Genomic DNA, 16247 nt, shown 5'->3' with positions numbered 1-16247 from the left:
AATTTTAGATTTTAAATTTTAATGTCGATACAAAATTTAAAATTTATTGAGTTACGTAATGAAAAACGGCGATAAAAATAAATGCTCCTGGAATAAGGATTGAATACCATGTTCCCAAAGTTTTAAGCATCGGCGTGTACTTTGGATGCCTTGCTCCTACCGACTGGAATGACGACTGGAAACCGTGCGCCAAATGCAGTCCCAACAATACGAAAGCAACTACATAAAAAAGAACTCTTGCGATGTTCCCAAACTGTGCGTGAAGTTCTGGCCAATACCGTGCTTCATCACGAACATTTCCTACAATATATTTGTAGTCCATTTCATGCCACCAAAAGTCATACATGTGTAATCCTAAAAATGCCAATACAACCAATCCAGAAATAATCATATTTCGAGACATCCAAGTTGAATTTGCTGCTGAACCGTTTACTGCGTACTTGACCGGTCGTGCATTTCTGTTTTTAATTTCCAGAACGAAACCTAGTACGAAGTGAAAAATTACTGCAAAGCCAAGAACAGGCTGCATTACAAACTGAATTAGGGGGTTGTAACCCATAAATTCCGATGCAGCGTTAAATGCATCTGGACTAAAAACTGAGAGTGAATTCACGAAGAGGTGAATCAATAGGAAAATGAGCAAGAACATTGCAGATAATGCCATTGCGTACTTTCTACCAATAGTAGAACTAGTTAATCCTGCCATAATTAATGTTTAAATTTGAAATTCCCACAAAGTTAGAAAATTGTAGAACCAATCGCACGTGACTAATGTCAGAATATTTTAGTTTGTAATGACTCTAAATAAGATGGTTCGAATAACTTAAAATCATTTATTATAAAGCTCGTATTTCTGACCGTAAATTTCTACAGGGGAACCATTTTGCGGTACAGCGGTAAGAGAAAAGGTTTTGGTTCTTCTCGAAGTTAAATAGGGTCCAATAATATATTGTTGAATTTTTTCTTGATTGGAATTTTCTGAGCAATAAAAATAAACATTATTTCCTTCTTTTACAGAAACTATTTTTTCTTTGAAGAACTGATGGACTAAAACCTCATTTAATTGAGCAGCCTTATAATTTAACATCCATCGAAGCGAAATGAAAATTAAGGTAAAATAAATCAATCTAGAAACATTTTTAATGGTGAACTTCTGAATCGCAAATCTCAGAAAATAAAAGAGCAAATATAAAAGCATGACTTCTAGCAATGTTAAAGGAATCATTTTTTGCATTAAAGAATCGGTGTCTGCGAAAAGGTGAATTAACTTTAAAGTAGAAGAAATAAGACCATCATAAATAAAATTAAGCCAAGAAAAATGGATGGAGATAGATATTAAAATCACCATTAACAATGAAAAAACGATCACAATTTCAGAAAAGGGAATGATCGCTAAATTCGCTATAATCGAAATTGCCGAATACTGATGAAAATAGTAAATCACCAAAGGAATCGTACCAAGTTGCGCCGATAAACTGATCGAAAGGATATTCACCATAAAATTTTGAAACTTATTTCTGGGTTTGGGTAAATATTTTAAAACAGGTTGATTAAGCCAAAAGATTCCCAACACTGCAGTAAAACTAAGTTGAAACCCAACGTCAAAAAGCTGATTGGAATTTGCGAAAAGAATGACGAAACCCGCCAGCGCCATGGAATGCAATAAATCCGTCTTTCTTTGAAGGAGCACAAAAATATAATAAGCCGAAATCATGATGCAACTTCTGACGACCGAATTGCCAAAATCGATAAACACGGCAAAAGACCAAATCAAAATTAACGCAAGCATAATTTTGTACCGCCGATATTTGGGTGGAAAAATAAAGTTTAGAACCAATAGAATCACCCCAAAAATGATTGCCATGTGAGTTCCTGAAATTGCTAAAATATGCATCGTCCCAGAATCTCGAAAATCGCGAACCGTCTCCTGATCCATTTCGGTGCGGTCGGCCAGGATAATTCCCTTGGTAAATTCACGGGTTCTTTTATTCAAAGAAGTTTGATCAATTTTCGCTAACGTTTCCAGCCGCCGTTGCTTCACCTTTTCACCGAAAGAAAGATCCTCTCTTGCTGCAAATAGTAATGAATTGGGCACATAACTTTGAAAATAAATTCCTTTTCTGGCGAGATATTTTCCATAATCGAATTGAAAATCGCTGTAGGGTTTCTCAATTTTGTTAACGTAAACTTCACCTTTATAATAATGGAGGAAATCCAATTCTTTCTGAGCTTTAGGAATTGACAGCACACTTTTAAAATAGGATTTTTCTTTCCAGGCATCAATTTCGTAGCGACGATTTTTATCGTTGGAGTTTAGTTTTTTGGTGATTTTAAAAGTAATCGTTTCCTTACCTTCCAATGATGGAAGTTTAGGTTTTTGAGAATGAATATAATGAATGAAAATTCCTAAGGTAAAAAACAGAATTCCGAATAATAAGGGACGAAACTTGTAGAAATAATAATTTTTAAAGGCCATTAAAAAAAGTGATAATAAACTTACCATCAGAAGCGTGTATACTTTAATTTCAGACAAGAAAAAATAATCTTGACAGAAAATTCCTAAGACGAAACAACCAAAAAGAATAAATAAAGGTTCTTTATACACGATGTTTTTCCGTAAAATTATCAACTTTCGCTGACAAAATCACGGGTAAAATCACCCATTAACAATTATTTCCGCCGCTTCATCACTCGCGCCTTTTCCACCTAGTTTCGCTCTAAGTTGTTTGAAACCAGAAAGCATTTCATCTCTTCCTTTGCCCTCCAGAATTGCATTGAGCTCCTTCACTAATTTTTTTGTATTCAAATCGCTTTGAATCAATTCTGTTACAATTTCTTTGTCCATAATCAAGTTGACCAAGGAAATATACTTGAGATTTTTAACCACCCGTTTTCCAATCTCATAAGAAACCGTGCTGGTTCGATAACAAACCACTTCCGGAATATTGAGCAACGCCGTTTCTAAGGTGGCTGTTCCAGAAGCAACTAAAGCAGCTTTAGAACATCTCAACAAGTCATACGTTTTATTAGAAACGAAATGCACATTTTCATCTGTGAATTTTTGATAGAATTCCTTGGGTAAACTTGGGGCTCCTGCAATTACAAACTGATATTCCTCAAAATGAGGACGAATAGAAAGCATCAGCTCCAGCATTTTCGTTACCTCTTGTTCACGTGATCCAGGCAAGAGAGCAATGATTTCCTTTGCATTTAGATTATTGTCTTTTTTAAATTGATCAATATCAATTTCCGGCAAATCAGAAATAGCATCTAGCAAAGGATGTCCCACGAAATGTGCCTCAACATTATGTTTTTTGTAAAAATCTTTTTCGAAGGGAAGAATCACTAACATCTCATCGACGAACTTTCGAATCTTCTCAACGCGGCCTTCTTTCCACGCCCAAAGTTGGGGTGAAATATAATAGACGACTTTAATTCCTAAACTTTTAGCAAACTCGGCGATCCGTAAATTAAAGCCAGGATAATCAACTAAAATTAAAACATCGGGTTGATAATGCTGCAAATCTTTCTTACAATATTTGATGTTTTTCAGAATGGCACCCAAATTTTTAGCAACTTCTAAGAAACCCATAAAGGCTAATTCCCGATAATGCTTCACCAGTTCAAACCCAGCCACAGCCGTCATTAAATCGCCACCCCAAAAACGAAATTCTGCTTGAGAATCTTTTTTGAGAAGGGATTTCATTAAATTGGAAGCGTGTAAATCTCCGGATGCTTCGCCAGCGATGATATAATATTTCAAGATGAAGTTTTAGATTGTAGATTTCAGCTTTCAGAGTTTTGAACCCTTCATTCAAAATCAATTATTTACCTTAATTTTGTTCAAAGATAAAATAAAAAAATGTCTGATTTAGAAATAAAAAATAAAATAGCCGAAAGCGGTTTGGTCAATTTAGATCTGTCGCAACTCGTGCCAAAAGGGAAAAGAGTCGGCATCGATTTAAAAGATTTTCTTTTTCAAGAATTGATTTTAAAGGAAAAAGAATTCAGGGAAAAAATAGCAGCGATCAATACGGACGAGTATAATGATTGCTACGTTTACATTTTTAATTCTGCAGATGCGATTGTTCCCCTTTGGGCTTACTTTCTAATTACGGCAAAATTAACAGAAACGGCTAAAAAAATAGTGTTCGGTAATCGAGAAGATTTAGAAGTTTTGTTGATGCATCAAGCAGTTCAAACCTACGATTTTACTGACTTGATGGGTAAAAGAGTTTTAGTTAAAGGTTGCAGCGACCAATCAATTCCCGAGAATGCTTATATCGAATTGGTGGAACAGTTAAAGCCACTCGTGAAATCCCTAATGTTTGGTGAAGCCTGTTCGAATGTGCCCATCTTTAAAAACTAATTGAGTTTAACTTCAAATAGAACTTCATAAATGGACTGTCTTTTGCTAAATATGCCTCGAAATTTTTTATAACCTTTAAAATAAAAAAAAAATGAGTTTAATTGATCTTATTACAGGAAGTGCTGGAAATCAGGTAGCTGGTGAAGCAGAAAATAAATTTGGAATTAGTAAAAATCAGGTGATCGCGTTATTGGCAGTTTCTGCGCCATTGGTGATTTCTTATTTGAGAAAAAAATCACAGGATAATTCAGCAGATGCGGATGCGTTGAATAGCGCATTAGACAAAGATCATGATGGAAGTATTTTGAATGATCCTTCGCAAGCGGTGGCTAGACAGCAAGAAGGCAGTTCAATTTTAGATCATATTTTTGGCGGAGAAAAAAATAATGTTGAAAATAGATTGTCTCAAAACACTGGGATTTCGATGGATAAAATCGGTCCGATTTTAGGAATGTTAGCTCCATTGATTATGGGCTACATCGGTAAACAAAAACAATCGAGCGGAGTTACTTCTGGTGGTGGTTTAGGAGATTTGCTAGGTGGCATTTTGGGTGGCGCACAAAGCCAGGCTCAAGCAGAACCTTCAAATCCACTAAATGATATTTTAGGAAGTGTTCTTGGTGGCGGCTCACAAGCGAACTCTTCTGGAAATCCATTAAACGATATTTTAGGAAGTGTGCTCGGTGGTGGAAATCAGCAACAATCTCAAGGAGGATTAGGTGGGCTTTTAGGCAGTATTTTAGGCGGGAAATAATTCTCCGAACATCATCTATAAAAAAACCGAAGATTAATCTTCGGTTTTTTTAGGTTTTTCTTCTTTCGGTTTTGCTTCTTCCTTGTCTGCTGTTTTTTCAGCTTTCGGTTTAGCTTCAGCCGTATCTTCTTTTTTCTCCGCTTTAGGTTTTGGCGTCGCTTTAGGTTTTTTCTCTACTTCTGCATTTTCAGATTTGTCAGTAGGATAACCGACCTCTTTTCTTACTTTTTCTTTAGAAGCTTTTTTGTCATCCTCATCTAAAACTGTCACAGGAACATGATTGATAGAACTTGCTTTCTTTGGTCTTTTCTTACCATAGCTTCCTGCAATAATTTTTCCTCTTTTCGATTTTTTATCACCTTTTCCCATAATGAAATAATTTTTTAATGTTGGTTTTAACAAAGTTAGAAATTATATCGGCAAACCATTCTTAAATAATCATAAAGTTTAGGGCGTGACCCTTTTCCAACGCTTACCTTCATTATGGAAAATTTGCCAACGCTTGGGTCGGGCTTTTCATTGCAATTCCTCATTCCGCTTTGCTTCATTCCGGGATTTTCACTACAATCCCTCACGCGAAATTGTGATTAGTTGAGAATGACGGATAAAAATAATGGATATTTTCTCCTATCACTTTAAAAACTACAATCCCTCATCCTTTTTGGTGATCGCTTCGCTCGCGCTAGAATTTAATTTCCATTATCTTATAATCACACTCCGCTCACAAATAAAGTCCAATGACAAACCGCTATCAATCGTCCAAAAATCTTATCTTTGCACCTGAAATTTTAGATGAGTTCTTATATCTAAAGTCTAACCTCAAATATCTTTAAAACATGTTTCGTACGCACACCAACGGAGAATTAACTTCTCAAAACATCGATCAAACGGTCACTCTTTCTGGCTGGGTTCAAACCATCCGCGACAAAGGATTTATGATTTGGATTGATTTACGTGATCGTTACGGAATTACCCAGTTGGTTTTTGATGCCGATCGTTCGTCTGCAGAATTGTTAGAAAATGCGAACAAACTTGGACGGGAATTCGTCATTCAAGTTGAAGGAAAAGTTATTGAGAGAGTGAGCAAAAACCCTAAAATCCCAACTGGAGATATTGAAATATTAGTTGAAAAATTAACGATTTTAAATTCCTCAGAAGTTCCACCCTTCACCATTGAAGACCAAACTGATGGCGGTGAAGAACTTCGTATGAAATACAGATATTTAGATATCCGACGTAATCCCGTAAAAGACAAATTAATTTTCCGTCACAAAATGGCGCAGAAAGTTCGTAACTATTTATCTGACCAAGATTTCATCGAAGTAGAAACTCCGGTTCTTATTAAATCAACTCCCGAAGGAGCAAGGGATTTCGTCGTTCCAAGCCGTATGAATCCAGGACAGTTTTATGCTTTGCCGCAATCGCCACAAACTTTCAAACAATTATTGATGATCGGTGGAATGGATCGCTATTTCCAGATTGTAAAATGTTTCCGTGATGAAGATTTAAGAGCTGACCGTCAACCTGAATTCACACAGATCGATTGTGAAATGGCATTCGTGGAACAGGAAGATGTTTTACAAATCTTCGAAGGAATGACCGCAACTTTATTAAAAGATATTGCCGGAAAAGAGTTCGGAAAATTCCCAAGAATGACTTTTGCAGACGCAATGAAAAAATACGGAAACGACAAACCGGATATCAGATTCGGGATGGAATTCGTGGAAGTAAATGATTTGGTAAAAGGAAAAGATTTCAAAATATTCGACGACGCAGAACTGGTAGTCGGAATCAACGTTCAAGGTTGTGCAGAATACACCAGAAAACAAATCGATGAATTAATCGATTGGGTAAAACGTCCGCAAATTGGCGCAAACGGAATGATATGGATTAAATTCCAAAATGACGGAACCGTTACTTCTTCCGTCAATAAATTTTACAACGAAGAAGACTTAAAGAAGATAACAGAAAAATTCGTCGCAAAACCAGGAGATTTAATTTTCCTAATGTCTGGAAACGAAAATAAAGTAAGAACCCAACTTTCTGCCTTGAGAATGGAATTGGGGAACAGATTAGGATTAAGAAATCCAAAAGAATTCGCACCACTTTGGGTCGTAGATTTCCCATTGTTAGAATGGGATGAAGAAACGAATCGTTATCATGCAATGCACCATCCGTTTACTGCACCGAAGCCAGAAGACGTTCATTTATTAGAAACCGATCCCGGAAAAGCGAGAGCAAATGCTTACGATTTAATCCTCAACGGAAATGAAATCGGTGGTGGTTCGGTTAGAATTTTCGATAAAGATCTACAAGCAAAAATGTTCAATTTATTAGGTTTCACCAAAGAAGCGGCAGAAGCCCAATTCGGATTCTTAATGAATGCTTTTCAATATGGGGCACCACCACACGCTGGATTAGCATTAGGTTTCGACCGTTTGGTTGCGATTCTTGATGGGAATGAAGTGATCAGAGATTATATCGCTTTCCCGAAAAATAATTCAGGACGAGATGTAATGATCGATGCTCCGAGTCCGATTGCGGGCGAGCAGTTGGACGAGTTGGCTTTGAAAGTTGAACTTAAAGATTAGAATTCAATTTTGATTTTTGGTATTTTAATTTGAAATTCAAAATATAATTATTAAATTTGTGCTGAATGAGAATCGTAAGTTTTTTGAAAATTAAAGATTTCACTTTAAAGTATCCAGATGCGGAAATTGCTTTAAAAGATTGGTATTCGAGAACTAAGGGCGAAGATTGGACAAATTTAGTAGATATTAAAAATTCATTTAATTCTGTAGATTATGTTGGAAATAATCGTTTTGTGTTTAATATCAAAGGCAACCACTATCGGTTAGTAGCAATTATAATATTTGCATCGCAGAAAGTTTACATCAGATTTATTGGGACTCATTCGCAATACGATAAAATTAATGCTTCAGAAATTTAGTATCATGACAAAAAGACAATACGAAGTAAGTTGCGAAAGAATTGAAGAACTATTAAAAGTAGTTGGAAATGAAACTTCGCAAAATGACAAAAACTTTATACAGTTAGATTTTCTGTCAGATTTGGTTGCAGATTATGAAGAGAAATATTTTCCCATAGAAAAGCCATCTTTAAAAGAAACTTTAAAACTACGGATGTTTGAAATGGATATCAATCAAGTCAAACTTTCGGAGATATTAAATGTAAGTCCATCCAGAATTAGCGAATATTTAACAGGAAAATCTGAACCCACTTTGAAAGTAGCTAGGGAAATAAGTAAGAAATTAAATATTGATGCGTCTGTCATTTTAGGAGTTTAAAATTTCTTTTCAAATCAATATAAAAAAGCCTCATTGTTTTTAAAAACAGTGAGGATTTTTTAATTTAAGCAAATATAAACTGAGTTTTTAATTAACTAATTTTACCAGAACACAAATTTTGAGCAATGAAAAAATCTACAGAAATTCTTCAACAATATTTTGGCTACGATAGTTTCAGATTGAACCAAGCGAGCGCCGTTGAAAATGTAATTGCAAAAAAAGACACGTTTGTACTCATGCCAACGGGCGGTGGAAAATCTTTATGTTATCAAGTTCCAGCCTTGGTTTTAGACGGAACAGCAATTGTTATTTCACCATTAATTGCATTAATGAAAGACCAAGTTGATGCTTTGCGAGTAAATGGAATTTCTGCAGCTTTCCTCAATTCTTCGATGAATCCTTTGGAGCAGAATGAAACTTTTCGTCAATTAAAAGAAGACAAACTCAAACTTTTATATGTTGCGCCAGAAAAATTAAGCGCAGATAATGGTTCATTTTTAAACTTGCTGAAAGAAATTAATATTTCCCTTTTTGCAGTCGATGAAGCTCATTGTGTGTCTCATTGGGGACACGATTTTCGTCCAGATTATTTATTTTTAAATGGATTAAAAAAAGAATTTCCGCAAACTCCAATTATTGCTTTAACTGCAAGTGCTGATGAAATTACGAGGAAAGATATCATTAAACAACTCAATCTTCAAGAACCGGCTGTTTTAATCTCCTCTTTTGATAGGCCCAATATTAAATACTTTGTACAGCCGAAACAATCTGTGCTCAATCACGTTGTTAAATATCTCAATGAGCATCCAAATGACTCGGGAATTATTTACTGTTTGTCCCGAAAAGGAACCGAAGATTTGGCGAATAATTTAAAAGAAAACGGTGTCAACGCTGCTTTTTATCATGCAGGGATTTCTTCTACTGAACGAGCGCAGGTTCAAGACGACTTCATCAAAGATAAAATCAGAGTGATGATTGCTACCATTGCATTTGGAATGGGAATCGACAAGAGTAATGTCCGTTTTGTAATGCACGCAGATCTTCCGAAAAACATAGAAAGTTATTACCAGGAAACAGGAAGAGCCGGCAGAGATGGATTACCAAGTGAGGCGATTTTATTTTACTCCAATGCCGATGTGATGAAGTTGAAAAAATTTGCAATGGTGGAAGGTAACGAGGAACAATCATCCTTAATGCTGCGAAAATTGCAGCAAATGACCGACTTTGCCGAAATGCAAAAATGCAGACGACAATATCTGATGGAATATTTTGGAGAATCCCATCCTGGCAATTGTAATTCTTGTGATTATTGTCTCAGTGATTTTGAAAATTGGGATGCTACTGAAGATGCTCAGAAATTATTAAGTGCCGTTTATCGATTGAAAGAACGATATGGAAAAAATTTAATTATCGATTTCCTTCGCGGTTCGAAAGGGGTGAAAATTACCGATTATATGCGCAATTTGCCCACTTATGGCATTGGTGCCAACGCGGACAAAACGTACTGGCAAAATCTAATAAAGCAGTTAGTGATTAATGATTTTCTACGTGATTCGAATGAAGAGTTTCCAGTACTAAAACTAACAGAAGCCAGTAAAGACGTCTTATTTGGCAAGAGAGAAGTAAACCTTCAAAAAGTAAAAGAACAAGCCCAAGCAGTAACTGTGGCGGAAATAGAGATTTCTGATCCTTCCGATAATATAGAAACGAATCTGGAATTATTTGACGAATTAAGAATTTTAAGAAGACAACAAGCCGAGCAAGAAAACGTACCACCTTATGTTATTTTTTCCGATGCTAGTTTGATGGAACTGGCAACATATCTTCCTAATACAAAAGAAGAACTCGAGCAGATAAGTGGTTTCGGAGCCTTTAAAATAGAAAAATACGGCGAGATATTTTTAAATGTAATATTAGACTTTTGCAACAAAAATAATTTACAGAGCAAGATTGCCGAAAAAACACCGAGAATAAAACGCGCACCCAAGAAAATAAATAAATATGAAGCGGGAACATATACCACAACTTTTCAATTATACAAAGAGGGAAACAGCGTAGAAGAAATCGCAAATATCAGAAATATGTCTTTAAATACCATTCAAAATCACCTGGCTAATTTCGTGGAAGTGGGAACAATTAAAGCTAGCGAATTAATGGATATCAATAAAATAGATCCTATCATTTCTATTGCAAAAACTCAAACTATTCTGTCTTTAAAGGCGATAAAAGAAGAATTGGGCGAAGATTATTCTTACTTTGAAATTAATGTTGCGCTTGCTTTTTATAAATGGGAAGAAAAAGAAAAAAATTTAAAATAAAAGTTTATCATCTCTGAATTTTGAGAGAAGCATTATAAAATAAGATGCGGAATATTATTATTCCGCCTCTTTTATGGTAATTTTGAAACCAAACTTTCCGGTAATATTTTTAGAATAAAATAAATGATTTTCCATTTAAAATTAGGAACGATGGAAAAGGAATTTCCAGCATTGACGATTTGATTCGCAACATAATGTGGTTCCATAAGTAGGTTTTTGTTGAGTTCTAAACCTGCATTAATTTTAGTATTGATGTAACCACTCACCAAAACATTCACTATAATTTTTCTTGAAGATAATTCTTGTCGAAGCCCGGCTAAATATTGCGTGAAGGCAGACTTTGTACTTCCATAAATGAAATTACTTTTCCGCCCACGAACTCCAGACAGTGAAGACAGACCAATAATTCTCTCCAAATTTTTATTTGATTTATCCATTGCAATAATATTCAAAATAGAAACTGCGCCCATGTAATTGACTTCTATCATTTGTTTTGCACTTTCGAAATCGTGAAGCGCTTTCTGATTTTCCACTAAAAAACCTGCAGCGTAAATTACAATGTTGGGTTTTACGGAAAGGTCATCATAAAATTTTTGATGCGAAGAAAAATCGGTAGCGTCGAAATATTTAAGCGTAATTTTCGAAGAATCAATATTATTTTCGCGCTCAAAATTTTCTATAGAAGCAAGATTTCTGGAGGAGGCAATTATACTAAAGCCTCTCTCCAGATATTGCAAAATGCATTCTTTAGCAACGTCGGAATTGGCACCTAAAATCAGAACCGTTTTATTAGAATGAGTGTTCATCGATTATTTCGCTCTCAACCTTTCTTTAATCAATTCAATATTTTTCTTGGCAGATTCCTTTAAAATTAAACTGGCGCTCATTTCAATGCGAGCAGGCATGACCAATTCGAGATTTTCCGTTCCGTTCCAAGATACTTTTTTAATTAAAGCTAAAGCGTCTGTACTCCTGGTGGCTAACTTTTTTAAAAACTGCTCAATTTCCTGATCCATCTCAGCAATATTTTCCGAAACTGAATGATAGACATCGTGTTTTGCGCACCAATCCGCACTTCTGAAATCAGCGTCAATTGACATGGCTATGTACGCAGACTTACCCATTTTTCGTTCAACGTACGGTCCGATAACGAACGGTCCGATTCCCAGATTTAATTCTGTTAAAGCCATTTCAGCATCTTTAGTTGCAAAGCAATAATCCGCTGCACAGGCAATTCCTACTCCGCCGCCAGTCGTTTTTCCTTGAACTCTTACGATGATTATTTTCCCACAACTTCTCATTGCATTTAAGACTTTAGCAAAGCCGCCAAAGAATTTTTTTGAAGCATTTAACTCTTCAATTAAAAGCAGCTCATCAAAACTGGCTCCGGCGCAAAAGGCTCTATCGCCCTCAGATTTTAACAGGATGGCTTTTATGCTGATATCCTTTCCAGCTGCTAAAATTGTTTTCGCGAGCAATTCTAAAATTTCTCCAGGTAAGGAATTACTTTTCGGATGCCCAAAAGTGATTTCTGAAATATTATTTTTAACTTCTTGATTAACAAATCCGTTGTTCATTAGACTTTATTTAAGGCGATTATGTATTTATCGATATATAACTGTTTCTCTTTGCTTTTGTATTGCTGGATATATCTGGGATGTTCCAACACGGTCAGTTTCTGAAAGAATTTTTCCTGACTGTTTATTTTATCTATAAAGGTAGCGTTCTTTTTTCCTAAAATAAAAACTTCGGAGGTATCTAAACCTAAACTGATGTGATCTTTTAAACTTTGAATCATAAAGGGTTTCACGGCTGCAAAAAGATTCTTATCGTCGTAATAATTGGCGTTTAATCCACCTCGTATTGTTTTACGAATGATGGCCAAAGGAAAAGGGGAATTGATATAAAAGTGTTTGTAAAACTCTTCTGGTCCGCCAAACTGCTCAATAACGCTATACAAAAAAACCGACGAAATCTCATGCGTGTGAGCAGATTTCATTTCGATTCCGCAGACACTTTCTAATCTTTTGGTGTCTGTAAAAGGAACGCCTGTAACACCAGCTCCGTGACGGCTAGGATTAATTCCGATGATGAATTTTCTTTGGTTCTGATCATTGTAAAACTTTTGGTAAAAGTTGGACATCACCTCCATCGTTTCGGGATTATCAAAGAAAGGATTGAGAACGTCGAATTCTTCAGGAAGATTTCCTGAATAACGTAGCTTTTTATTGAATGCTACAACTTGTTCCCCGATGGTTTTTTTCAATGATTTTTTCATTTTTAGTTTCTCTGTGAAAATCTGTATAATCTGTGCGCTGAATTACACATAGATTTCACGGATTTTCACAGATTTTTAATACATCAACTGTTTCTTTTCATTCTTTCTCCAACCAGCCTGACTTTGGTATTTGACAAAAATTATTTTCAAGTCCGCTTGGTTTTCGTAATCCACGAAATAGATTTTTTTATCAGCCTGGCTCGAATATTTTACGAAAAACCAATTCCCTTTGTTCCGGTCTGCTTGACTTTGGTAATCGACTTTAAAAACCTTTAAATCTGCTTGACTTTCATATTTTACAACAAAAACTTTTACGTCTGCCTGACTTTGATAATCGACCGAAAAAACCTTCTGTGCAGAAAACTGCAAAGTGAAAAAGAGTCCAAAGATTAAAACTAGATATTTTGTCATTTGAATTAGCTAGTGAAAAGTCCAAATTGCTCAAAGTGATGGGTCACATGCTTTTGGTGAAATAATTCCATCATTTCTTTATTTAAAGTTCCGAAGACAAAATGTAAATGTTCGGCGTTTGGATTTTCACGGAAGTAAATTTGATAATTTTTTACAGACTCAATGAAATGTGTTTTCGCTTCTTCTAAATTTCTATATTTTAACTTTGGAAGTTTGCCGTCTTCTAAAAACGGTGCTGGGAAATCCTGCGGCATCTTCCAGAAATTATAAAGCGAATCTTGATATTTTTCTAATTGATCTTCTGGCGTTTTACAATGAGAAGTTTCTAATTCGCCGATGCTGTATTCCATGGTGGTTTTCAAATGTTCGAGCATTTCCTGCGCTTTCATTCTTCCCCATTTCGGTAAAGATTCTGCGGTCAAACTATTTAATCTTTTTGCAAAATCTTTGTAATCGATTTTAATGAAAGGAGATTTCTTGGCTACCAATGTTAAAATCGTGGCGATACAAACGGTTTCTTCCCGCTGGTTAACTACTTCTACTAACCATTTTACGACGCCGCTCGGGACATTACGCCCTTTTACTCCTTTGTTGATTCTCTCCTTTGCGGTCAAATAAACAGTAATTGTATCTCCAGCGTAAACAGGTTTAAAGAAACTCGCATTTTCTAAACCGTAATTGGCAATCACTGGTCCTTTTTTACCAGAAACAAATAATCCTGCTGCTGCCGAAAGAATGAAATATCCGTGCGCTACTGTTTGATCGAAGATGGTTCCGTTTAAAGAAGTTGAATCAGTGTGGGCATAGAAATGATCCCAAGAAACATTACCAAAATTAACAATATCTGCTTCGGTTACGGTTCTTCCAGCGGTTTCTAAAGAATCTCCGATTTCTACTTCTTCAAAATATTTTCTAAATGGATGTTTATCTGAGTAAGTTGGAGTTGCACCTTGCTGATAAATTTTGGTAATCGCGGTTAAAATATCTGGTGAACCTTGGATCGCTGTTTTTTGTAAAAAGAAATGAAGTCCATTTAATCCGCCCATTTCCTCACCACCTCCTGCTCTTCCCGGACCACCGTGCATTAATGTTGGCAAAGGTGAACCGTGGCCAGTGGATTCTTTTGCGTTATCTCTATTTAAGACGAAAATTCTCCCGTGGCTTGAGGCCATTTTCCAAGATGTTTCGGCTACAAATTTTTCATCGCGGGAAATAATGGAGCCAACTAAACTTCCTTTTCCACGTTTTGCTAAAGCGGCTGCTTCGTCTGCATCTTTGTAAGGCATTAAAGTTGAAACCGGTCCGAAAGCTTCGACTTCGTGAGAGATATTTTTCTCAAAAGGTTTATCGTTGTAAAATACTTTCGGCGTCATAAAAGCGCCGCTTTCGTAATCAGCATCAACCAATTGATGTTGCCCATCGTAGATTAATTCGGTCTCCGTTTTTAAAAGATTAATTCTTTCTTGAAGAACAGCCATTTCTTTTTTACCGACAATGGAACCCATTCGAGTTTCTCTACTCAAAGGATTTCCAATTTTAGTTTGGTCTAAGGATTTTGCTAAAGTACTTTGAACATCACCAACTAAATTTTCAGGAACGATAATTCTTCGGATCGCCGTACATTTCTGTCCCGCTTTGGTCGTCATTTCAGTTCTGACTTCTTTAATAAAAAGATCAAATTCTGGTGTTCCAGGTTTCGCATCTAAGCCAAGGATTGAACAGTTTAATGAATCGGCTTCTAAGTTGAAACGAACCGAATTCGTTGAAACTGAAGGCAAAGATTTTAACTTCTTTCCAGTCGATGCCGAACCTGTAAAAAGGACAGAGTCACCGTCTTGAACGTAATCTAAAATATTTCCGGGCTCACCACAAACTAATTGAATAGCACCTTCGGGAAGAAATCCGCTTTCAATCATATCCTGAAAAACTGCATTCGTTAAATAGGAACCTGGCGTCGCAGGTTTGACGATGCTTGGAACTCCAGCTAAAAGTGAGGTTGATAATTTTTCTAGCATTCCCCAAACTGGAAAGTTATACGCATTAATCTGAACTGAAACTCCTTCGCTGGGCGTTAAAATATGCGTTCCGAGAAATGTTCCATTGGCCGAAATTTTCTGAGTATCACCATCTACCCAAAAGGGAGTGTTAGGCAACATCCTTTTTGCAAGACCAGAATAGGTGAAGAAAGTTCCAAAACCTCCTTCAATATCAACCCAAGAATCGGCGTGAGTTGCACCAGTTTTATAAGATAAATCGTAATATTTTTTCTTCCGTTCTAGTAAATACAATGCTAATTTCTTCAACATTTCGCCACGATCGTAGAAAGTCATGGAGGATAAATTTTTGTAGCCGACTGTTCTTCCGTAATGTAAAGCTTGCTCAAAATCAATTCCGCCCGTATCTGAAATCGCAACTAACTCACCGTTGACTGCGTTGTAGAGTGGCATTTCATTTCCTGATCCTTCGATCCAGTGACCGCTGATATAATTTTTTAATTTCATGATTTCGTAGATAAAGATTTTTTAAGACTTTTAAATAGTATTTTAATGAGTAGATAACAGACAAAAAAGATGATCGCGATATCAATCGTAAAGATTAATGATGGAAACACATCGCTGAAAATTTGCTTCTGCTCCAATGAATTTAAGGCTGCTTTATTTTTTGTATTTTTAATGGCTTCGGCGATACCGATTCCTTCTTGAAGAATATAAAAAGCAAAGATATTCAATGCAATTAAAAATATTCCGGCGGCTATAAGTATTTTTTTCTTTTTGGAATTCATTTCCTGATAATTATATTTTTTTGATAA

At 35.9% G+C, this 16247-nt stretch carries 15 protein-coding genes and 1 pseudogene; 6 read left to right on the top strand and 10 right to left on the bottom strand.

What is annotated here, in order from left to right; all coding sequences use genetic code 11:
* Positions 1-43: 43 nt before the first annotated feature.
* From BMX49_RS03760 to lpxB, 3 genes are all read right to left on the bottom strand, one after another.
* A complete protein-coding gene (locus BMX49_RS03760; protein ID WP_034718748.1) occupies positions 44-706 on the bottom strand; it encodes a succinate dehydrogenase cytochrome b subunit in 663 nt (220 codons plus the stop codon).
* 123 nt (positions 707-829) lie between these two features.
* Positions 830-2503 carry a ComEC/Rec2 family competence protein gene (locus BMX49_RS03755; protein WP_177169183.1) on the bottom strand — a complete coding sequence of 558 codons (1674 nt, stop codon included), beginning with the start codon at positions 2501-2503 and terminating at the stop codon, positions 830-832.
* Positions 2504-2656: 153 nt separating this feature from the next.
* On the bottom strand, positions 2657-3763 hold the full coding sequence (gene lpxB / locus BMX49_RS03750; RefSeq protein ID WP_034718746.1) for a lipid-A-disaccharide synthase: 1107 nt from the start codon (positions 3761-3763) through the stop codon (positions 2657-2659).
* 99 nt (positions 3764-3862) lie between these two features.
* On the opposite strand from lpxB, the gene BMX49_RS03745 reads away from it, so the two are divergent.
* Together BMX49_RS03745 and BMX49_RS03740 are read left to right on the top strand one after the other, a co-directional pair.
* On the top strand, positions 3863-4369 hold the full coding sequence (locus BMX49_RS03745; RefSeq protein ID WP_034718745.1) for a DUF2480 family protein: 507 nt from the start codon (positions 3863-3865) through the stop codon (positions 4367-4369).
* A 91-nt stretch (positions 4370-4460) separates the two neighbouring features.
* On the top strand, positions 4461-5123 hold the full coding sequence (locus BMX49_RS03740) for a DUF937 domain-containing protein (protein WP_034718744.1): 663 nt from the start codon (positions 4461-4463) through the stop codon (positions 5121-5123).
* Positions 5124-5411: 288 nt separating this feature from the next.
* On the opposite strand, the pseudogene BMX49_RS03735 reads toward BMX49_RS03740, so the two are convergent.
* A pseudogene (locus tag BMX49_RS03735) lies at positions 5412-5492 on the bottom strand (30S ribosomal protein THX); the annotation flags it as partial.
* 467 nt (positions 5493-5959) lie between these two features.
* Here BMX49_RS03735 and aspS point away from each other — a divergent pair.
* The 4 genes from aspS (at position 5960) to recQ (ending at position 10749) form a co-directional block, all read left to right on the top strand.
* Entirely contained in the window at positions 5960-7714 is a 1755-nt protein-coding gene (gene aspS, locus BMX49_RS03730) for an aspartate--tRNA ligase (RefSeq protein ID WP_034718742.1), read from the top strand.
* Between the two features lie 65 nt (positions 7715-7779).
* A complete protein-coding gene (locus BMX49_RS03725; RefSeq protein WP_034718740.1) occupies positions 7780-8073 on the top strand; it encodes a type II toxin-antitoxin system HigB family toxin in 294 nt (97 codons plus the stop codon).
* Positions 8074-8077: 4 nt separating this feature from the next.
* Positions 8078-8431, top strand: coding sequence for a helix-turn-helix domain-containing protein (locus tag BMX49_RS03720; RefSeq protein WP_034721143.1), 354 nt, complete (start codon positions 8078-8080; stop codon positions 8429-8431).
* Between the two features lie 125 nt (positions 8432-8556).
* Positions 8557-10749 carry a DNA helicase RecQ gene (recQ, locus tag BMX49_RS03715; RefSeq protein ID WP_034718739.1) on the top strand — a complete coding sequence of 731 codons (2193 nt, stop codon included), beginning with the start codon at positions 8557-8559 and terminating at the stop codon, positions 10747-10749.
* A 71-nt stretch (positions 10750-10820) separates the two neighbouring features.
* On the opposite strand, the gene BMX49_RS03710 is transcribed toward recQ, so the two are convergent.
* The 6 genes from BMX49_RS03710 to BMX49_RS03685 form a co-directional block, all read right to left on the bottom strand.
* Positions 10821-11555, bottom strand: coding sequence for an SDR family NAD(P)-dependent oxidoreductase (locus tag BMX49_RS03710; RefSeq protein WP_034718737.1), 735 nt, complete (start codon positions 11553-11555; stop codon positions 10821-10823).
* A 3-nt stretch (positions 11556-11558) separates the two neighbouring features.
* Positions 11559-12326, bottom strand: coding sequence for an enoyl-CoA hydratase/isomerase family protein (locus tag BMX49_RS03705; protein WP_034718735.1), 768 nt, complete (start codon positions 12324-12326; stop codon positions 11559-11561).
* Positions 12326-13027, bottom strand: a complete 702-nt coding sequence (locus BMX49_RS03700; RefSeq protein WP_034718734.1) for an SMUG2 DNA glycosylase family protein — start codon at positions 13025-13027, stop codon at positions 12326-12328. The genes BMX49_RS03705 and BMX49_RS03700 overlap by 1 nt, the downstream gene beginning before the upstream one ends.
* Before the next feature lie 75 nt (positions 13028-13102).
* Positions 13103-13438 carry a 7(1) septoil knot domain-containing protein gene (locus BMX49_RS03695; protein WP_034718732.1) on the bottom strand — a complete coding sequence of 112 codons (336 nt, stop codon included), beginning with the start codon at positions 13436-13438 and terminating at the stop codon, positions 13103-13105.
* A gap of 5 nt (positions 13439-13443) precedes the next feature.
* Positions 13444-15942, bottom strand: a complete 2499-nt coding sequence (gene paaZ, locus BMX49_RS03690; RefSeq protein WP_034718731.1) for a phenylacetic acid degradation bifunctional protein PaaZ — start codon at positions 15940-15942, stop codon at positions 13444-13446.
* On the bottom strand, positions 15936-16220 hold the full coding sequence (locus BMX49_RS03685; protein WP_034718729.1) for a hypothetical protein: 285 nt from the start codon (positions 16218-16220) through the stop codon (positions 15936-15938). The genes paaZ and BMX49_RS03685 overlap by 7 nt, the downstream gene beginning before the upstream one ends.
* Positions 16221-16247: the final 27 nt, after the last annotated feature.

The organism is Kaistella antarctica (genome assembly GCF_900109615.1).
GTDB lineage: Bacteria > Bacteroidota > Bacteroidia > Flavobacteriales > Weeksellaceae > Kaistella > Kaistella antarctica.
The sequence above is the reverse complement of the archived record's forward strand: the minus strand, read 5'-3'. Positions and strand labels throughout refer to the sequence as shown.